This window comes from Dactylosporangium maewongense (assembly GCF_039531485.1).
GTDB lineage: Bacteria > Actinomycetota > Actinomycetes > Mycobacteriales > Micromonosporaceae > Dactylosporangium > Dactylosporangium maewongense.
The window spans coordinates 69,703-86,709 of record NZ_BAAAQD010000019.1; the positions used below are offsets into that span (position 1 = coordinate 69,703).

General features: G+C 69.8%; 14 protein-coding genes. 3 read left to right on the forward strand and 11 right to left on the reverse strand.

Annotation, left to right across the window (positions count from 1 at the left end):
- Positions 1 to 6: 6 nt before the first annotated feature.
- The 7 genes from ABD332_RS38975 to ABD332_RS39005 form a co-directional block, all read right to left on the reverse strand.
- On the reverse strand, positions 7 to 1,443 hold the full coding sequence (locus tag ABD332_RS38975) for an FGGY family carbohydrate kinase (RefSeq protein WP_344508313.1): 1,437 nt from the start codon (positions 1,441 to 1,443) through the stop codon (positions 7 to 9).
- Positions 1,436 to 2,398, reverse strand: a complete 963-nt coding sequence (locus tag ABD332_RS38980) for a transketolase family protein (protein ID WP_344508315.1) — start codon at positions 2,396 to 2,398, stop codon at positions 1,436 to 1,438. Before ABD332_RS38980 ends, ABD332_RS38975 begins: the two co-directional genes overlap by 8 nt.
- Positions 2,395 to 3,276, reverse strand: a complete 882-nt coding sequence (locus tag ABD332_RS38985) for a transketolase (RefSeq protein ID WP_344508317.1) — start codon at positions 3,274 to 3,276, stop codon at positions 2,395 to 2,397. Before ABD332_RS38985 ends, ABD332_RS38980 begins: the two co-directional genes overlap by 4 nt.
- 78 nt (positions 3,277 to 3,354) lie before the next feature.
- Complete coding sequence (locus ABD332_RS38990) at positions 3,355 to 4,356, reverse strand: D-ribose ABC transporter substrate-binding protein (RefSeq protein ID WP_344508318.1); 1,002 nt, start codon at positions 4,354 to 4,356, stop codon at positions 3,355 to 3,357.
- A gap of 64 nt (positions 4,357 to 4,420) precedes the next feature.
- Positions 4,421 to 5,497 carry an ABC transporter permease gene (locus ABD332_RS38995; RefSeq protein WP_344508319.1) on the reverse strand — a complete coding sequence of 359 codons (1,077 nt, stop codon included), beginning with the start codon at positions 5,495 to 5,497 and terminating at the stop codon, positions 4,421 to 4,423.
- Positions 5,494 to 7,020 (reverse strand): sugar ABC transporter ATP-binding protein, encoded by a 1,527-nt coding sequence (locus ABD332_RS39000; RefSeq protein WP_344508321.1) that lies wholly within the window; start codon positions 7,018 to 7,020, stop codon positions 5,494 to 5,496. Before ABD332_RS39000 ends, ABD332_RS38995 begins: the two co-directional genes overlap by 4 nt.
- Complete coding sequence (locus ABD332_RS39005; protein WP_344508323.1) at positions 7,017 to 7,682, reverse strand: DUF2291 family protein; 666 nt, start codon at positions 7,680 to 7,682, stop codon at positions 7,017 to 7,019. The genes ABD332_RS39000 and ABD332_RS39005 overlap by 4 nt, the downstream gene beginning before the upstream one ends.
- Positions 7,683 to 7,847: 165 nt before the next feature.
- Here ABD332_RS39005 and ABD332_RS39010 point away from each other — a divergent pair, with 165 nt between their 5' ends.
- Positions 7,848 to 8,846 (forward strand): sugar-binding transcriptional regulator, encoded by a 999-nt coding sequence (locus tag ABD332_RS39010; RefSeq protein ID WP_344508325.1) that lies wholly within the window; start codon positions 7,848 to 7,850, stop codon positions 8,844 to 8,846.
- 64 nt (positions 8,847 to 8,910) lie between these two features.
- On the opposite strand, the gene ABD332_RS39015 is transcribed toward ABD332_RS39010, so the two are convergent.
- Entirely contained in the window at positions 8,911 to 10,521 is a 1,611-nt protein-coding gene (locus ABD332_RS39015) for a DUF1593 domain-containing protein (RefSeq protein ID WP_344508327.1), read from the reverse strand.
- A gap of 135 nt (positions 10,522 to 10,656) precedes the next feature.
- Positions 10,657 to 12,174: a DUF1593 domain-containing protein gene (locus tag ABD332_RS39020; protein WP_344508329.1), complete on the reverse strand. Its 1,518-nt coding sequence runs from the start codon at positions 12,172 to 12,174 to the stop codon at positions 10,657 to 10,659.
- Positions 12,175 to 12,757: 583 nt separating this feature from the next.
- Here ABD332_RS39020 and ABD332_RS39025 point away from each other — a divergent pair.
- Both ABD332_RS39025 and ABD332_RS39030 read left to right on the forward strand, forming a co-directional pair.
- Positions 12,758 to 14,746, forward strand: a complete 1,989-nt coding sequence (locus tag ABD332_RS39025; RefSeq protein ID WP_344508331.1) for a S8 family serine peptidase — start codon at positions 12,758 to 12,760, stop codon at positions 14,744 to 14,746.
- 687 nt (positions 14,747 to 15,433) lie between these two features.
- Positions 15,434 to 16,117, forward strand: coding sequence for a nucleotidyl transferase AbiEii/AbiGii toxin family protein (locus tag ABD332_RS39030; RefSeq protein WP_344508333.1), 684 nt, complete (start codon positions 15,434 to 15,436; stop codon positions 16,115 to 16,117).
- A 39-nt stretch (positions 16,118 to 16,156) separates the two neighbouring features.
- Here the strand turns inward: ABD332_RS39030 and ABD332_RS39035 are convergent, their stop codons facing one another.
- Positions 16,157 to 16,414: a helix-turn-helix domain-containing protein gene (locus ABD332_RS39035; protein ID WP_344508335.1), complete on the reverse strand. Its 258-nt coding sequence runs from the start codon at positions 16,412 to 16,414 to the stop codon at positions 16,157 to 16,159.
- Positions 16,415 to 16,452: 38 nt separating this feature from the next.
- Positions 16,453 to 16,857: a type II toxin-antitoxin system RelE/ParE family toxin gene (locus ABD332_RS39040; RefSeq protein ID WP_344508337.1), complete on the reverse strand. Its 405-nt coding sequence runs from the start codon at positions 16,855 to 16,857 to the stop codon at positions 16,453 to 16,455.
- Between the last annotated feature and the right edge of the window lie 150 nt (positions 16,858 to 17,007).

Genomic DNA, 17,007 nt, shown 5'->3' on the forward strand with positions numbered 1-17,007 from the left:
GGCGGATCAGCTCCCGAGGTGGTGTGCGGACGGGGTGGATGCTCGCGCGACGGCCTGGCGCCATCCGGAGCGGAGCTCGGCGGCGGCGGTGCCGTCGCGCGGAGCGAAGTCGTCGTAGGCGACACCGGTCGACGGGGCGCCGGCCAGCCAGAGTCCGGCGGCGCGGCCCGCGAGGTGGGCGGCGCCGAGCGCGGAGAGGTTCGCGGTCCGGGCCCTGCGCACCGGCACGCCGGCGAGGTCGGCCTGGATCTGCATGAGCTGGTCGTTGCCGCTGGCGCCGCCGTCGGCGAGCAGGCATCCGGCGCTGCCGATGGCGTCGACGACGTCGGTCACCTGGTGCGCGATCGACTCGATCGCGGCCCGGGCCAGCTGCGCCGCGCCGGCGCCGAAGGTGAGGCCGGTGATCGTGCCGGTGGCGGTGTCGTCCCACCACGGCGCGGCGAGGCCGCCGAACGCCGGCACCAGCTGGACGCCGTCGCTGGAGGCGGTCGCGGCCAGCGCGGCGACCCGCTCGGGCGTGGTGTCGAGCAGGTCGGCCAGCCACGTGATCGTCGCGCCGCTGGAGCGGATGTTGCCCTCGGCGGCGAGCCGGGCGCCGGGATCGCCCCAGGCGACGGTCACGCAGACGTCCTCGCCGGGGTCCGGTGCCGTGTCGGGCAGCAGCCGCATGACCGACGATCCGGTGCCGTAGGTGACCTTGACGCCGTCCGCCGCCCGGGGACCGTGGGCGTAGAGGGCGGCGTGGGAGTCGCCGAGCACGGCGGTGATCGGCAGACCGGCGAGGATCCCGCCGTGCTTGCCGATCGTGCCGAGGTCGCCGGCCGAGGCCACGATCTCGGGCAGGGCGCTCGCGGGGATGCCGAACAGGTCCAGGAGGTCGCTGCTCCAGCTCGCCGAGTGCACGTCGAGCAGTTGCGTGCGCGACGCGTTGCCGACCTCGATGCGGTGCTCGCCGGTCAGGGCGTACAGCAGCCAGGCGTCGATCGTGCCGACGGCGGCGTCCGGTGCGCGCTCGAGCAGCCACCGCAGCTTGGCCGCGCTGAACATGGGGTCCAGCGGCAGCCCGCTGACCGCCCGGACCGGCCCGTCGTGCCCGCCGGCCCGCAGCTCGTCGCAGAACGCCTGGGCGCGCTGGTCCTGCCAGCCGAGAACCGGCCCGGCCGGCCGGCCGGTGTGCCGGTCCCAGACGACGGCCGACTCGCGCTGCGTGCTCAGCCCGACCGCGACGACCGTGTCGAGGGCGACGCCGTCGAGACACTCGGCGGCGGCCCGCGACACGCTGTCGAGGATGTCGTCGGCATCCTGCTCCACCCACCCGGGCCGGGGGTAGCGGATGCCGACGGGAGCGGAGCCGGCGCGGACGACCGCCCCGCTCCTGTCGACCAGCAGGCACTTGGTCGAGCTGGTGCCCTGGTCGATCGCGAGGATCAGGTCCTCAGGCATCGGAGCGGGCGAGGGTGACGGCGGCGGCCCGGATCTCCGCGGCGGTGAGGCCGAAGTGCTCGAGCAGCATGGCCGTGTCGCCGGTCGGCGCGAACTGGCGGGGGACGCCGAGCATCCGCATCGGCACGGGCCGGCGGTCCGCCACGACGATCGCGGCCACGGCCGCGCCGAGCCCACCGGTGACGGTGGCTTCCTCGGCGGTCACGATCGCGCGCGTCTCGCGGGCCGCGCGGCGGATCGCCATCTCGTCCAGCGGAGCGATGGTGGACATGTTGAGCACACGCACGGAGACGCCTTCCGCCGCGGCCTGCTCCGCCGCCTGCAGCGCCCGGGAGACCATCGTGCCGGTCGCCACCACCGTGACGTCGTCACCGTCGCGCAGGCAGGTCGACTGGCCGTAGGTGAACGGGTGGTCGCCGGTCACGGCCGGCACCTTGAACCGGCCGATCCGCAGGAAGACGGGGGTGCGGGCGCCGGCGGCCCACCGCACGGCGGCCCGGGTCTCGGCCGGGTCCGCGGGGACCACGATCCCGAGGCCGGCGATGGCCCGCAGCCACGCCAGGTCCTCGATCGAGTGGTGGGTGGGGCCGAGCTCGCCGTACGCCATGCCGGGGCTCATCCCGCACAGCACGACCGGCGACTCGCTGTAGGCGACGTCGGCCTTGATCTGCTCCAGCGCGCGGCCGGTGAGGAACGGCGCGGCCGCGCACACGAACGGGATGTAGCCGCTGAGCGCGAGCCCGGCGCCGACGCCGACCATGTCCTGCTCGGCGATGCCGACGTTGATGAGCCGGTCCGGGAACTCCTTGGCGAAGCCGCCGAGGTTGCTGGAGCCGACCGAATCGTTGCAGACGGCCACGATGCGCTCGTCGGCGCGGGCCAGTTCGAGCAGCTCCTCGGCGAAGGCGACGCGGCAGTCGTAGGTCTGCGCGTCCGTCTCGACGACCGCGCTCATCGGGCCAGCTCCGCCGCGGCCGCGCTGATCTGCTCCGCCGTGGGCACCTTGTGGTGCCATTCGACGCGGTCTTCCATGAACGACACGCCTCTTCCCTTGATCGTATTGGCGATGACACAGGTGGGCCGGTCGCCGCGGGTGGCGGTGAACGCCTCCAGCAGCGCCAGGTGGTCGTGGCCGTCGACGGTCACGACGTCCCAGCCGAAGCTGCGCCACTTGTCGTCCAGCGGGTCCAGCGCGCTGGTGTCCTCGGTGCGCGCGCCCTGCTGGAGGCGGTTGCGGTCGACCACGGCGGTGAGGTTCGTCAGCCGCCGGTGCCCGGCCGTCATCGCGGCCTCCCAGTTGCTGCCTTCCTGCAGCTCCCCGTCGCCGAGCACGACAAACACCTGCCGGGCCGAGCGGTCGAGCCGCGCCGCCACCGCCATGCCGACCGCCACCGGCAGGCCGTGCCCGAGCGGGCCGGTGTTGGTCTCCACGCCCGGCACCTTCACCCGGTTCGGGTGACCGTTGAGCGCCGAGTGGGGGGCGGCGAAGGTCTCGAGCTCATGGGCGCCGAAGAACCCCGCCGCCGCGAGGGTGGCGTAGAGCGCACCCGCGGTGTGGCCCTTGCTGAGCACGAGCCGGTCGCGGTCGGCCCAGTCCGGTCGCTCCGGATCGACGCGCAGGACGGCGAAGAACAGGGTGGTGAGAATGTCGAGGACGGACATGTCGCCGCCCACGTGCCCCAGCCCGGCACGGCTGATCATCGCCAGGTCGGTGGTGCGGGACTGGTTGGCCCGGCGCCGCAGCATCTCACGGCGATGTTCGGGCTCGGCGTCGGCGAGTTCCTTCCGGAATCGGCGCCAGGCGTCGGCGGCCGAAGAGTCGGCGACCAGCATGGGAGTCCTCTCGTTTCTGCTGTGGTGACCGTTCGAGCCGGGCGGGCCCGGGTCCCTGGGCCCGCCCGGTGCAGCACGTCAGGAGCCTGCGACGGCGAAGGCGTTGACCTGCTTGGCGTTGTCGGCGTTGACCAGCACGCAGTCCACCGACTGCTTCTCGGGCTGGCTCGCCTTGCCGTTCTTGATGTAGTAGTCGGCCTGGTCGACGGCCATCTGGGAGATCTTGCTGGCCGGCTGGAGCACGGTGGCCTTGATGCCGTCCTTGAGGATCGAGGCGACGACGTCGGGGCTGCCGTCGAAGCCGACGACGACGATGTCCTTGCGGTTGGCGGCCTGGATGGCGGCGTACGCGCCGAGCGCCATCGTGTCGTTGCCGGCGATGATGCCCTTGATGTCCGGGTGGGCCTGCAGGATCGTCTGGGTCTTGGTCAGCGCCTCGGCCTGGTCCCAGTTCGCGCTCTGCTGCGCGACCATCTTCATGTCCGGGTACTGGTCCAGCACGCCGTGGTAGCCCTGGGAGCGCACGCCGGCGTTGGTGTCGGTAGCCTTGCCGGTCAGCTCCGCGTAGTTGCCCTTGTTGCCCATCACCTTGGCGAACTCCTGGCCGCCGAGCCCGGCGCCCTGGGAGTTGTTGGCCACGATCTGGGCGACCGCGACGCCGGTCTTGTTGATCTCACGGTCGATGAGGAAGGTCGGGATCTTCGCGTCCTTGGCCCGCTGGATGGCGCTCACCGACGAGTCGGCACCGGCGTTGTCGAGGATGATCGCGGCCGCCTTGCGCGAGATCGCGGTGTCGATCTCCTGGCTCTGCTTGGTCGGGTCGTCGTCGTGGCTGAGCACGAGCGTCTCGTAACCGAGCTTCTTCGCCTGGGCGGCCGCGGCGTCCTGCTCGGCCTTGAAGAAGACGTTGTCCGGCGAGGGCGTGATGATGACGATCAGCTTGCTGCCGCCGGCGGCGGCGGGAGCGCCGCTCGCCGACGAGGAGGTGTCGGACGACCCGCCGCCGCACGCGGCGAGGGTGAGCAGGGCGGCAACGCCGACGGGCAGCGCGAAGCGGCGCAGGGCCGAGGGTGTCTTCATCGGGGGAACCTTTCGGTGGGGAGGCGGGTTGACGTGACTGATGGGTTGGTGTGACGGGTGTCGATCAGGCGGTGCGTTTGGCCAGCCGGGTTTGCAGCCCCTGCTGCGCCTGCTCGGCGACGATCGCGAGGATGATCACGGCGCCCTTGACCACCGACTGCCAGAAGGTGGAGACGCCGACCAGGACCAGACCGTCGCTGAGGAAGCCGATGACGAAGGCGCCCATGACGGTGCCGATGATCGTGCCGCGCCCGCCGCTGAGGGCGGTGCCGCCCAGGACGGCCGCGGCGATCGCGTTGAGCTCGTAGGTGGTGGCGGTGTCGGGGTATGCGGCCCCGAGCTCGGACGTGAGCAGCAGGCCGGCCAGCGCGGCACAGGCACCGGAGATCACGTAGACGGCGATCTTGACGCGCTTGACCCGGATGCCGGACAGCACCGCGGCGCGCTCGTTGCCACCGACGGCGAAGACCCGCCGGCCGAACGGGGTGCGGGTGGTCACGACGATCGCCGCCACCGCGACGGCCACCATGATCCACACCGCGACCGGGATGCCGAGCAGGCTGTCCACGCCGATGAAGTGGAAGCCCTCGTTGCCACGACCGGGCGTGCCGGCCAGGTCCGGGTAGGTGCCGCCGTTGCTCAGCAGCTGCGCGACGCCCCGGGCGACGTAGAGCATGCCGAGCGTGGCGATGAACGGTGCCACCTTGAACCGGGTGACCAGCACCGCGTTGAGGCCGCCGACCAGCGCGCCGACGGCGATGCCGATGACGATGACCACCGCGACGGAGAAGAACAGCGTGCCGCCCGGCACGTGCAGTCCTTTGAACAGCAACCCGCCCGCGATCATGCTCGCGAGCCCGGCGATCGAGCCGACGGACAGGTCGATGCCACCGGTCAGGATCACGAAGGTGACGCCGATGGCCAGGATGGCGTTGATCGCCACGTGCTTGGTCATCAGGATCAGGTTGCTCTGCGTCAGGTACTCCGACGAGATGGCGCTGAAGACGATCACCAGCGCCACCAGCACGATCAGCGTCCGGCCGCGCAGCAGGAGCAGCGCCGCCGAGGCGAACCGCGAGCCCGGGGCGGGCGCTTGTCTGGCGGAGACGGGATCGGACTTGGCGACGTCCGTGTCGATCATGGTTGTACCTCCAGGACCCTGTCGGATGCGGAGGCGCCGACCAGGGCCTCCTCGGTGACGTTCGCGGCGGTGAACTCGGCCGTGATCCGCCCCCGGGCCATCACCAGCACCCGGTTCGCCATGGCGATCACCTCGGCGAGTTCCGAGGAGATGAACAGCACGCCCATGCCTTCGGCGGCCAGCCGGGACATCAGGGCGGCGATCTGCGCCTTCGCGCCCACGTCGATGCCCCGGGTCGGCTCGTCGAGCAGCAGCACGACCGGCTCGGTGAGCAGCGCCCGGGCGAGCACGACCTTCTGCTGGTTACCGCCGCTGAGCGCGGTGACCGCGGCGGACAGCCCCGGGATCTTGATCCGCAGGTCGCTGACCTGACCGGCCGCGATGCGCTGCTCTGCCGACGTGGAGAGCAACCCGGCGCGGCTGACCCGGTCGACCGTGGCGAGCAGGATGTTGTCGCGCACGGACATGGTCTGCACCAGGCCGTCGCGCTGCCGGTCCTCCGGCACCAGCGCCAGCCCGGCGGCCAGGCGCGCCTGCACGGTGGCCTCGGCGGCGAGCTTGCCGCGCACGCGCACCTCGCCGGCGGTGGCGCGGCGCGCGCCCATCAGCGCCTCGACGAGCTCGGTGCGGCCGGCGCCCATCAGCCCGTAGATGCCGACGACCTCACCGGCGCGCAGCGTGAAGGACACGTCGTCGACGAGCGGGCGCACCGTCCCGGGCACCGTGAGGTGGCGGACGTCGAGCAGCACGTCGCCGACCGGCGCGTCGCTGTGCTCGTACAGCGAGTCGGGGTCCCGCCCGACCATCTGCCGCACGATCCACCCGGTGTCGGTGTTGCTCATGGACTCGTGCGCGACGAGGCTGCCGTCGCGCAGGACCGTCACCCAGTCGCCGATGCGGCGGAACTCGTCGAGCTTGTGCGAGATGTAGATGATCGTCACGTTGCGTTCGCGCAGGTCGGCCATCACGTCGAACAGGACGTCGACCTCGTGGTTGGACAGGGCCGAGGTCGGCTCGTCCATGATCAGGACCCGGACGTCGGACAGCAGGCACCGGCCGATCTCGATCAGCTGCTGCTGACCGATGGGCAGGTCACCGACGAGCGTGTCGGGATCCAGGTCCTGACCCAGGCGGCGCAGGACCTCCGCCGTCCGGCGCCGCTGGGCGGCGTCGTCGACGAAGCGGCCACCGCGGCGCAGCTCGCGGCCGGCGAACATGTTCCGGGCGATGGACATGTTCGGGAAGAGACTGAGCTCCTGGTGGATGATCTCGATGCCGCGCGCCATCGCCTCGCGCGGGCTGCCGAGCTGCACCGGCTCGCCGTCCAGCAGGATCTCGCCGCGGGTGGGCTGCTCCGTGCCGGACAGGATCTTCATCAGCGTCGACTTGCCGGCACCGTTCTCGCCGACCAGCACGTTGACCTTTCCGCGGTACGCCGTGAAGGTCACGTCCTTGAGCGCCCGCACACCGCCGTATTCCTTGCCCACGCCCCGGGCGACGAGGATCTCGTCGGTGCCCGTCACGGCGTGACCTGCAGTTCGGTCGGGACCACCATGATCTGGTTCGGGGCCAGGGCCGAGAACGCCCCGTAGAAGCTGATCGTCTTGTCGGTGAGACCGGCGCGGTCGACCTTGGCGATCACGTCGCTCTTGACGCGGCTGTTGATCTCGTTGGCCACGTTGGCGTAGTCGATCTGGTTGGTGAAGTCGCCGAAGGAGATGAAGCCGACGCCGTCGCGGATCGCCGTGCCGGCGATGACGGGCCCGGTGGCCACGTACAGCGTGATCGGCTGGCCGCCGTCCTGGGCGATCTCGACGGTCACCGGCCCGGTCGGCGCGGACGTGTCGACCTTGACCACCTTGCCTGTGCCCTTGACCAGGAAGGCGTACGGGCTGCCGGTGCCGGCCTGGTGACCGTACTGCTTGCCGGCGGCGTCGACGTCCTTGGCGACAGCCGCCGCGACGGTGGAGATGTCGACGGCGTTGTCGTGCACGGCCGGCACGATCTTCGACGTCCAGATCCCGTCGACGTAGGTCTTGGCATCGAACGCCGCCGCACCGCCCGGCCGGCCGCCGGCTTGCTGAGCTTCGTAGACGTACACGCCCGGCACGCGGCCGCACGCCGAAAGCACCGGCAGTGCAAGCAGGCCCACGATCGCGCACCGCAGCAGAAGAGTCACCCTCATGTTGAATATCCATTCAGTTGTGATTGGACATGCATGTACTGTGAACTTCCCATGTCGGGTTTGTCAACGGGTTGATTCGCCCTGGCGGGCGGCGGCGTCGGACTCCCGCTACCCCGGCCTGGCCGGTCTGGTTACGCTCTCGCTGAGGACGTTGAGGAGGCACCAGTGAGCCCGAGGCTCGACGCGAACGACGGCGCGGAGCCCTATGGGGTCGCTGCCGAACACATCCGGCTGCTGACCAAGGTCGCCCGGATGTACCACGAGCGCGGCGTGCGTCAGCCGCAGATCGCGGAGCTGTTGCACATCTCTCAGCCTCGCGTGTCCCGGCTGCTCAAGCAGGCGGTGGCGGCCGGCATCGTCCGCACCGTGGTGATCACTCCGCGCGGCGTGCACGCGGACCTGGAGGACGCCGTCGAGCAGCGGTACGGGTTGAGCGAGGTCGTGGTCGCCGACAGCGCCGGGCAGACCGACGAGATCGCGGTGACCCGGTCGATCGCCGCCGCGGCCGCCGTCTACCTGGAGACCACCCTCAGCCGCAACGACCGGGTCGGCATCTCCTCGTGGAGCGCGACGCTGCTGGCCACCGTCGACGCCATGCACTCGGCCGCGGGCCTCGCGACCGAGCGGGTGGTGCAGATCCTCGGCGGCGTGGGCACGAGCGCCGCGCAGGGCCAGGCGACGCGGCTCACCGGTGGGCTCGCCCGCCACACCCGGGCCGAGGCGGTCTATCTGGTCGCGCCCGGGCTCGTGGCGACGTCCGAGATGCGCCAGGCGCTGGTGCGCGAGCCGAGCATCGCGGCCGTGCTGGACGCCTGGCAGGACCTCACCGTCGCGCTCGTCGGCGTGGGCAGCCTCGAGCCCTCCACCCTGCTGCGGCAGAGCGGCAATGCGATCGCGGAGCAGGAGGAGCAGCGGCTGCGCGAGCTCGGCGCGATCGGCGACGTGTGCATGCGCTTCTTCGACGAGCGCGGTCAGCACATCGCGTCGGAGCTGGACGATCGGGTGCTGGGCATCAGCGCCGAGACCCTGAAGAAGGTGCCCCGCCGCATCGGGGTGGCCGGCGGGGAGCGCAAGTGGCGCTCCATCCGCGCGGCGCTGCTCGGCGGCTGGCTGAACGTGCTCATCACGGACCAGACCACGGCCGCCGAGCTCCTGCGCGACTGAGCCGCAACCGGTCATGTCGCGCGGCCCTGCGGGCCGCGCGACATGACGTGCTCGTGCGGTCCCGTCAGTGAACCGTCACGACCACCCGCGCGTAGCGGGTCATGGGCTTGCCGGCCTGGTCCTTGACCTCCAGGATCAGGTGGATGGTCTGCCCCGGCTGGGCGTCGGCCGGGACGGTGAAGGACGTGCGCAGGTCGGACGGGCCGGCGATGGCCACGGCGCCCGAATACGTGCCGGCCTCGCGGTACTGCCACCACGTGGTCGTGACCTTGTCACCGTCCGGGTCGGAGACGGCCGCGTCGAGGTTGACGCGCGCGCCGGGCTTGGCGGTGACGCTGGTGTTGCCGCGCAGCCGCACGACCGGCGCGTGGTTGGCGTCGGCGTACGACTTGGTCTGCCACTCGGAGCGTGCCGCCAGCTCCTCCTGCAGGGCGGGGATGAACCGGGTCTGCGCGTAGGCGACGTCGAAGCTCTCGCCGTAGGGGTTGGCGTCCCGGACGCGGCTGGGCTCCAGGTCGTAGTTGCGCTGGTTGTACGCCTGGTCCTTGTTGGCCAGGTAGGACGGGAAGTCCGTCCAGCGGTGCTGCGAGACCTGGGTGAAGCGCCCGCCCCAGCCGCCGAAGCTCGGGTCCTCCCAGCTGCGCAGGCCGTTGTCCAGCAGCCCGAAGTAGCTCGGGGAGTCGCCCTCGGAGAGGAACTCCGTGGTGTTCGGGAACCGGTCGCCCGCGAGGACGTAGGCGTCCGCCGAGACGGGGTAGGTGCCCATCAGCGGGCCGGTGCGCATGGCGCCGACGTACGCCGGGCCGAAGTACGCGTCCTCCAGCGGCTTCGGGACCCGCGGGAGGCCCCTGGCGCCCTGGTAGCGGTACGTGTTGTAGGCGAAGCTCCAGAACTGGTCGCGGTTGACCGTGACGTTGAGGTCGGGCCAGTGCGGATCGATGTAGTCCTTGTACGTCTCGTCCTGGTCCAAAATGATGTAGACGTTCGCCTTGGCGACGACCTTGTTGTAGACCTTCTGCCAGTCCTTCGTGCCCTTGTACTGGTTCTCGATGGAGCGCAGCGCGGCGGCGATGGTGTTCGTCCCGCCCCAGACCGGCAGGTACAGCGGGCGCGGATCGTTGTCCAGCAGGGCCGCCTTGATGGCGTCGGAGCCCTCGGTGTCCTTCTGCATCTCACCGCGGTAACTGATGTTGCCGACCTTGATCAGGCTGTTGAGATGCTCGACCGACGGGAACCGCGGGTCGTGCTTGCGCAGGTTGTCGAGCACGGCCTTGTAGCCGCCGCCCACGCCCTGGGGCCCGGTGCCGTCGATGATGTTCTGGAACACGTCGCTGCCGGCCCAGTTCGACGCCGGGATCGGCGGGTTCGCGGCCGGGTCGCCGGCCCAGTGGAACGTCGAGCTGGAGTAGATGACCGCTTCCAGGCTGTCGCTCAGGTCGTTCGCCTCGAGCAGCAGCCGGTGGAACGACGCGACGTCGTCGATCTCGGCGTCGCTGGTGACCATGATCCGGAACGGCGACTGGCCTCGCGCCACGGAGGTCCCGGCGGGGGCTTCCGTGGCAGCCAAGGCAGCGCCGGGCGTCGTGAGGGGTGTCAGGATGGCCAGGGCGGCGGCGAACGCCACGGCGCCACGGCGCAGGCGCTTGCCGCTCGGGGGTTGAACGGTCGGAGTCACAGGGAGAACCTCCATCTGTTCCTACGTACGCATGTACATGCGGACATGAATAGGAATTCCAAGAACGTTCATGGGTGCCGGGCCGGCGCGGGCGCACACGACGTCCGCACCGGCCTGACTGTGGCGATCCGGGGGTCAGATGACCTGGATGAGCACCCGGTCGTAGCGGGTGAGCGGGAACTGACCGGAGTCGGTCCCCTGGAGGATGACGGAGATCGTCTGACCCGGCACCGCGTCGGCCGGGACCGTGACCGTCACGTGGTCGTGGCCGCCGCGGTCGGCGATCGCGACCTTGCCCGGGTAGGTGCCCTCCTCCTGGTACTGCCACCAGCTGGTCGCGACCTGATCCCCATCGGGGTCGTTGGCCACGCCGTTGAGGTTCACGACCGAGCCCGGCGCCGCCTTGACGGTGCCGTTGCCGGCGATCTTCAGCACGGGCGCGTGGTTGCCGGCGCGGTAGTCGCCGTCCAGGCTCCACTGGACACGGGCCGCGAAGTCGTTCTGCGCGGCAGCGGCCCAGCGCAGCGTGGTGTAGGCCGAGACCGACGCGCCGGTCCCGTCCTTCTCGGTGCCGACCATGGTCCACAGGTTGGGCGAGGTGGTCGTCTGCACCGACCGGCCGCCCCAGCCGCCCAGGCCCGGGTTCGCCGGTTCCTGCAGGCCGGTGTGCAGCAGCGGGTTGAACGCGACGTTGTCGCCCTCGGAGAGGAAGTCGTACGGCGACAGCGGCTTGCACCAGCCGGTGGGGGCGAGCTTCGGGTCACCGAAGATGTCGAGCTGGTCGCCCGGCATCGCCTGTCCGTCCAGCCAGGAGCGGTAGAGCGACCCCAGCGGGCCGACCTGGATGTTCGCCTTGATCCAGGCGCCGCTGAAGTACACCCGGTCCTGCGGCAGCCCGCGGGTGTTGCCCGCGCCGCGGCTGCAGTTGTAACCCCAGGTGGAGTAGCCGGCCTGCAGGTTCTCGACCCGGAGGTCCGGCCACACCGGCGCGATGTACTGCGCGTAGGTGTCGTCCTGGAAACCGCTGGCCAGGATCACCGCCTTCGTCGAGACGGCGGCCTTGACCTTGCTCCACTGCGGGGTGCCGGAGTACTGCTCCTCGATGGACTTGAGCGCCCGCGCGATCGTGCTCGTGCCGCCCCACGCCTGCAGGTACAGCGGCCGCGGGTCGTTGTCGAACAGGAGATCCCGGATCAGGTTCGACCCGTCGGTGTCGTGGTCCATCTCGTTCTCGAAGTCGATGTTGCCGACCTTGACCCGCGACAGCAGCTCGCCCGGCGTGGGGTAGTCCGGGTCGTGCTTCTTCAGGTTGGGGTAGACCTTGGCGTACCCGGCGAGGACGTCGTCCTGGATCGTGTTGGTGCCGGTCCAGCGCCATGACGTCTGCGGGGTCTTGTACTCCCGTCCCGGCAGGAAGAAGGTCGTGCCCTTCCCGTCACCGGCCCAGTGGTACCGGCCACTGGCGTAGACGATGCCCTGGGTGTCGACATCGTTGGTGTAGTACAGGTACCGGATCAGCGACGCGAGGTCGTCCTGCTCCATGTCGGTGGTGACGACGGTGCGTGGCTTCTGAGCCCGCTCCACACCCTGGCTCGCCGCGGCGACCGGCTGCGCGGTCACGCTCGCCGCGACCGCGAGCCCAGCGGTGGCCACGGCCGCCGCCAGCACACGGAAACGGCGCCGAGCACCAGGAGCCGAGCCGTCCCGGGGTCCGGACGTCTGCATAGCAGCTCCTCTCTAGTGAATATCTATTCACTATCGAATGGAATATCACCCGCCAGCAGTATTGGGTTTCGCTCCGATGTCGTCAAGGTTTCGCACTCATGAGTGTTCACCCCGGTCACTGCCCCGGGACGCCACTGACCAGCAACGATGCGCCCGTCCGGGCTCCAGTGACGCCGCATCGTGCGGTTCAGTGCTGGGTGCGAAAAGCCATGTCGCATTTCGACAAGTAGCTTTCGCAGGTCTATTGCAATGACAGAAATGCCACTGGGTCGCACTCAGGCGCGCTCGGGCGCGCTCGCGGAAATAGGCGTTTCCGAGCGGTAATGACCATCCGCCGTACAGACGAGTGAATTTTGTCTGACGACACAAATACGATCACCGAACCCCTATCACAACACGGGGTCACCCCCCGTTTCGCAGGAGGCCAGGATTGAAATCCCGGTTACCCAGGTATGCCCTGTTTGCCGCAACAGCGGCAACAACCGTCGTGGTGGGCGCAACAATCGCGCCAATGGCCGCGGCGGCCGAAACCACCGGCCCTAACCTCAGCTACGTCGTCAACGCGGTGAACAAGGATCGGACGGCGGACGTCGCCGCCGCCGTCACCGCGGCCGGCGGCACGGTGACGGTGTCGTACGCCCAGATCGGCGTGGTCATCGCACGCTCCACGAACCCCTCGTTCGTCCAGGCGGTGAAGGGCGCCGCCACCGGCGACGCCGTCCTCTCCGTGGGCGCGACCCGGACCGCGGCCCTGCCCGCCATGACCGAGGACACCGAGGCCGTCGAGGCCGTGGACGCCTACGCGCCGGACGCGATGGAGAACGCGACGCGGCAGAGCGACATGGTCCTCATCGGCGCGCGTGCGGCGCACGAGGCCAACCTCGGCAGCCCCACCGTCACGGTCGGTGTGCTCGACGACGGCATCGACGCCAACCACCAGGACCTCGCGCCGGTGGTGGACCAGTCGAAGTCCGTCAACTGCGTCGGCACCGGCGCTCCCGACACGACGCCGGGTGCGTGGCGGCCCACCAGCCTGACCGCCGACTACCACGGCACGCACGTGGCCGGGACCATCGCCTCGGCGAAGAACGGCGTCGGCATCGTCGGCGTCGCGCCCGGCGTGAAGCTGGCCTCCATCAAGGTGGTCAACTCCGACGGCTTCATCTACCCGGAGTACGCGATCTGCGGCTTCGTCTGGGCCGCCGAGCACGGCATCCAGGTCACGAACAACAGCTACTACATCGACCCGTGGCTGTACTGGTGCGAGAGCCAGTCCGACCAGGCGCCGGTCGTCGAGGCGGTCCGCCGCGCGGTTGACTACACCACCGCGCACGGCATCCTCAACGTGGCGGCGGCGGGCAACGAGAACCAGGACCTCGCCAACAAGACGGTGGACACGACGAGCCCCGACGACACCAACCCGGTGCGCCGCACGCTCGACCCGAGCTGCCTCGACCTGCCGGCCGAGCTCCCCGGCGTGGTGACGGTCTCCTCCACGACCCAGCCGACCGTCCCCGCGACGGCCGTCGGGCCGTGGGCCGCGGGCCTGACCACGCAGCCGGCGCGGTCGTCCTTCTCGAGCTTCGGCCTCGGGGCCGTGGACGTGACCGCACCCGGCTCGAGCATCTACTCCACGTCCCCCTCGACCGGGGTCAGCAGCTACCGCACGCTCTCGGGCACCTCGATGGCGTCGCCGCACGTGGCGGGCGTCGCCGCGCTGCTGGTGTCCAAGCACCCGGGTGCGACCCCGGACTACATCGCTGAGCTGCTGCGCAAGCAGGCGATCCCGCTGGCCTGCCCCACCTCCGGCACCGACTTCACCCAGGGCCGGTGCAAGGTCGACCCCGCGAACCCGAACGTCAACGGCTTCTTCGGACACGGGCTGGTCAACGCGTACAAGGCCGTCACCGAGGCCGAGGACGTCACCGCGCCCACCGTGGCGGTCACCGGCGTCACCCAGGGCCAGCAGGTCACGCTGGGCGTGTCCGTCACCCCCGGCTGCACGACGACCGACGCTGGCAGCGGCGTGGCGAAGTCCGCGACCCTGTCCGTCACCGGCGGCCCGAAGGTCGGCTACTTTACCGCCACCTGCACCGGTGGCCGTGACCGTGCCGGCAACACGGCCGCTCCGGCCAGCGTCACCTACCAGGTGGTGTACGGCTGGCGCGACTTCAGCTCGCCGATCAACGTCGACAAGCTCAACGTCGTGAAGGCCGGCAGCGCGATCCCGGTGAAGTTCGGCCTCTCCGGCAACCAGGGCCTGAACATCTTCACCGGCGGCGCCCCCACCCTGCAGACGGTGGCGTGCAACACGTCCGCCCCGCAGGACCCGGTCGAGACGACGGTGACGGCGGGGTCAAGCTCGCTGACCTACGACGCGGCAGCCGACCAGTACAACTACGTCTGGAAGACCCAGAAGACCCAGGCAAAGACGTGCGGCCAGCTGATCGTCACCCTGATCGACGGCACCACCCACACCGCAACCTTCATGTTCACCTGACAATCCCCCACCTGCGGCCCGGAAGCACCCGCTTCCGGGCCGCAGCCATTCGCCCACATTCGCGCTTTCCGCGAACAGAGGGCCCTCAGGTCCGAGCGGGTGAAGGGAATCGAACCCTCACTGTCAGCTTGGGAACTGGACAGGCGGCCTGAGCGGTCCCGGGTGGGGCGCTTGTCCGAACCGTCCGGAGCGGTCTGGAGCGCCCTCAACGGGCCTGCCGTAATGGCACGCTAATGGCACGCGCACCAGGTCCCGACGATGGCCTCATCCGCGCTACCTCTCCTGAGGCGGAGGACGGTCGTACCATCTGTGAGGTACGGACGGGAGGAAGTCCTCATGACTGGAAGAGTCGCACCGCCCGGCTCGTCGTACGCGGAGCAGCGACACTACGTAATCCCTGCAAGCCTCACCGAGCTTCGTGGGCCAACTACTGGCGTCATCACCCTGGACCAGCGACTCGACTGGTCCGGCGACGGCCGATACGACCTTGACGATCCCGGCGACCTTCAGGTGCTGTACCAGACAGTCCTGAATCAGGCAGGCACCGCCGGCGAGCTGGGTCGATGGCTCAATGAGCAAACGCTCCGCCAGGTATGGCACGAGCTTTGGCTCCCAGGTCGGTTGCGTGCACTCTGGCAGGCTCGATTCCCCGAACTGAGCGCGCCGCCGGCAACGATGGCCGGCTAAGTGGAACCCGTTCACCTTCGGCTGGCCGAACTTGGGCTTCAGGTAGCCGCGCAGTACGGATTCGCGTTGGCCGGCGGATACGCCGTCCAGGCACATGGCATCCTGCACCGCCCGAGCGAAGACGTCGACCTGTTCACCGCCTGGGAACGTCGGGACGACTTCACCGCCGCAGTCGACGCGGTCGTAGACGCGTACACCCAGCACGACTATGCCGTCGCGATCACCCAGCGGTTCGAGACGTTCGCGCGGCTCGCAGTCACCGACCCCGCTGACCCCGAGCACCCTTACAAGGTCGAACTCGCCGCCAACTGGCGTGCACAGCCACCTGTACAGATGGACATCGGCCCGGTCCTGCACCGCGACGATGTCGTCGCCGGCAAGATGTCTGCCCTCTTCACCAGAGCCGAACCGCGCGACTTCCTCGACGTTGATGCCGCGATCACGTCAGGCCTCTACACCCGCCAACACCTGTGCGAACTCGCCGAGCAGGCCGATGCCGGCTTCGACCGTCAGATTCTTGCCGACCTCTTCGCCATGCTGGAGCGCTACCCAGACAGACGGTTCGCCTTCTACGGTGCCGACGCTGACCACCTCATCACCATGCGGGCCCGCTTCGCCGACTGGCGCCAGCAACTGCTCGATGACCATGCTGAGCGTTCGCAGCAGCCGTCACAGGACAGCTGACAGTCGCCGCGATGGCCCGCTAATGGCACGCCGCGTTGGTCATGCCGCGTCAGGCCTGGCTTGGAAACCAACCGCCAGCTCGACGTCGAGCGCTCGCGCCAGACGTTCGAGGACCGGCAGCGTCGGCACGGTCCCGCCGGCTTCGAAGCGTGCGATCGCGGACTGCGTCATGGAGGCCGCCTCCGCCAGCTCGGTCTGGCTCCAACCGCGGCGCTCGCGAAGCTCACGGACCGCCCGACCCAGCTCGAACGCAAGCTTCGTCGACTCGTAAGCCTCTGCTGCGCCGGGCTCAGCCATACGCCGACTCCGCAGCTCACTCCAGTCGCCGCGACCGCTCATTCCCTGTCCCCCTCTTCGACGGTGTGCATCTCAGCGACGCATCGCGCCAGCGCCCGCTGGGCCCGCTTGACCTCACTGGTCTCGCGGTCGCGGGTCTTCCGGAACACCGTGAGGCGAATGATTCGCTCCCCCGACGCGATCCAGTACGTGATCCGCACGGCGTCACGCTCCAGATGAAACCGCAGCTCACGAAGCTTGCCAGCCAGCGGAGAGTGAGGGTGCTTGGTGCATAGCAACCACGACGGCGAGGCCCACAGATCGTGGGGTCTGGGGTTCGGACTCCAGGCGGGTATGGCGAGGGCCCCGGTTCGCACATTCCGCGAACAGAGGGCCCTCAGGTCCGAGCGGGTGAAGGGAATCGAACCCTCACTGTCAGCTTGGGAACCGTACAGCGGTGCCATGGTTCCAGGTCGCTGCGCTTATCGGAGACGGCACCAGTGGCCTGGAGTGGCCAGCCGCGGCCCACGCTAATGGCACGCTAATGGCACGACGTCCTGACCGCGTACGACGGGACCGCACGCGTTGAGGGGCGTACGATGACCGCCAGCCGG

Bases quoted from the DNA above. Each gene is read 5' to 3' on its own strand.
- ABD332_RS39025 (WP_344508331.1), top strand. From the start codon at position 12,758: ATGGCCGCGGCGGCCGAAACCACCGGCCCTAACCTCAGCTACGTCGTC.
- ABD332_RS38995 (WP_344508319.1), bottom strand. From the start codon at position 5,497: ATGATCGACACGGACGTCGCCAAGTCCGATCCCGTCTCCGCCAGACAA.
- ABD332_RS39035 (WP_344508335.1), bottom strand. From the start codon at position 16,414: ATGGCTGAGCCCGGCGCAGCAGAGGCTTACGAGTCGACGAAGCTTGCG.
- ABD332_RS38990 (WP_344508318.1), bottom strand. From the start codon at position 4,356: ATGAAGACACCCTCGGCCCTGCGCCGCTTCGCGCTGCCCGTCGGCGTT.
- ABD332_RS38985 (WP_344508317.1), bottom strand. From the start codon at position 3,276: ATGCTGGTCGCCGACTCTTCGGCCGCCGACGCCTGGCGCCGATTCCGG.
- ABD332_RS38980 (WP_344508315.1), bottom strand. From the start codon at position 2,398: ATGAGCGCGGTCGTCGAGACGGACGCGCAGACCTACGACTGCCGCGTC.
- ABD332_RS39040 (WP_344508337.1), bottom strand. From the start codon at position 16,857: ATGGCACCGCTGTACGGTTCCCAAGCTGACAGTGAGGGTTCGATTCCC.
- ABD332_RS38975 (WP_344508313.1), bottom strand. From the start codon at position 1,443: ATGCCTGAGGACCTGATCCTCGCGATCGACCAGGGCACCAGCTCGACC.
- ABD332_RS39005 (WP_344508323.1), bottom strand. From the start codon at position 7,682: ATGAGGGTGACTCTTCTGCTGCGGTGCGCGATCGTGGGCCTGCTTGCA.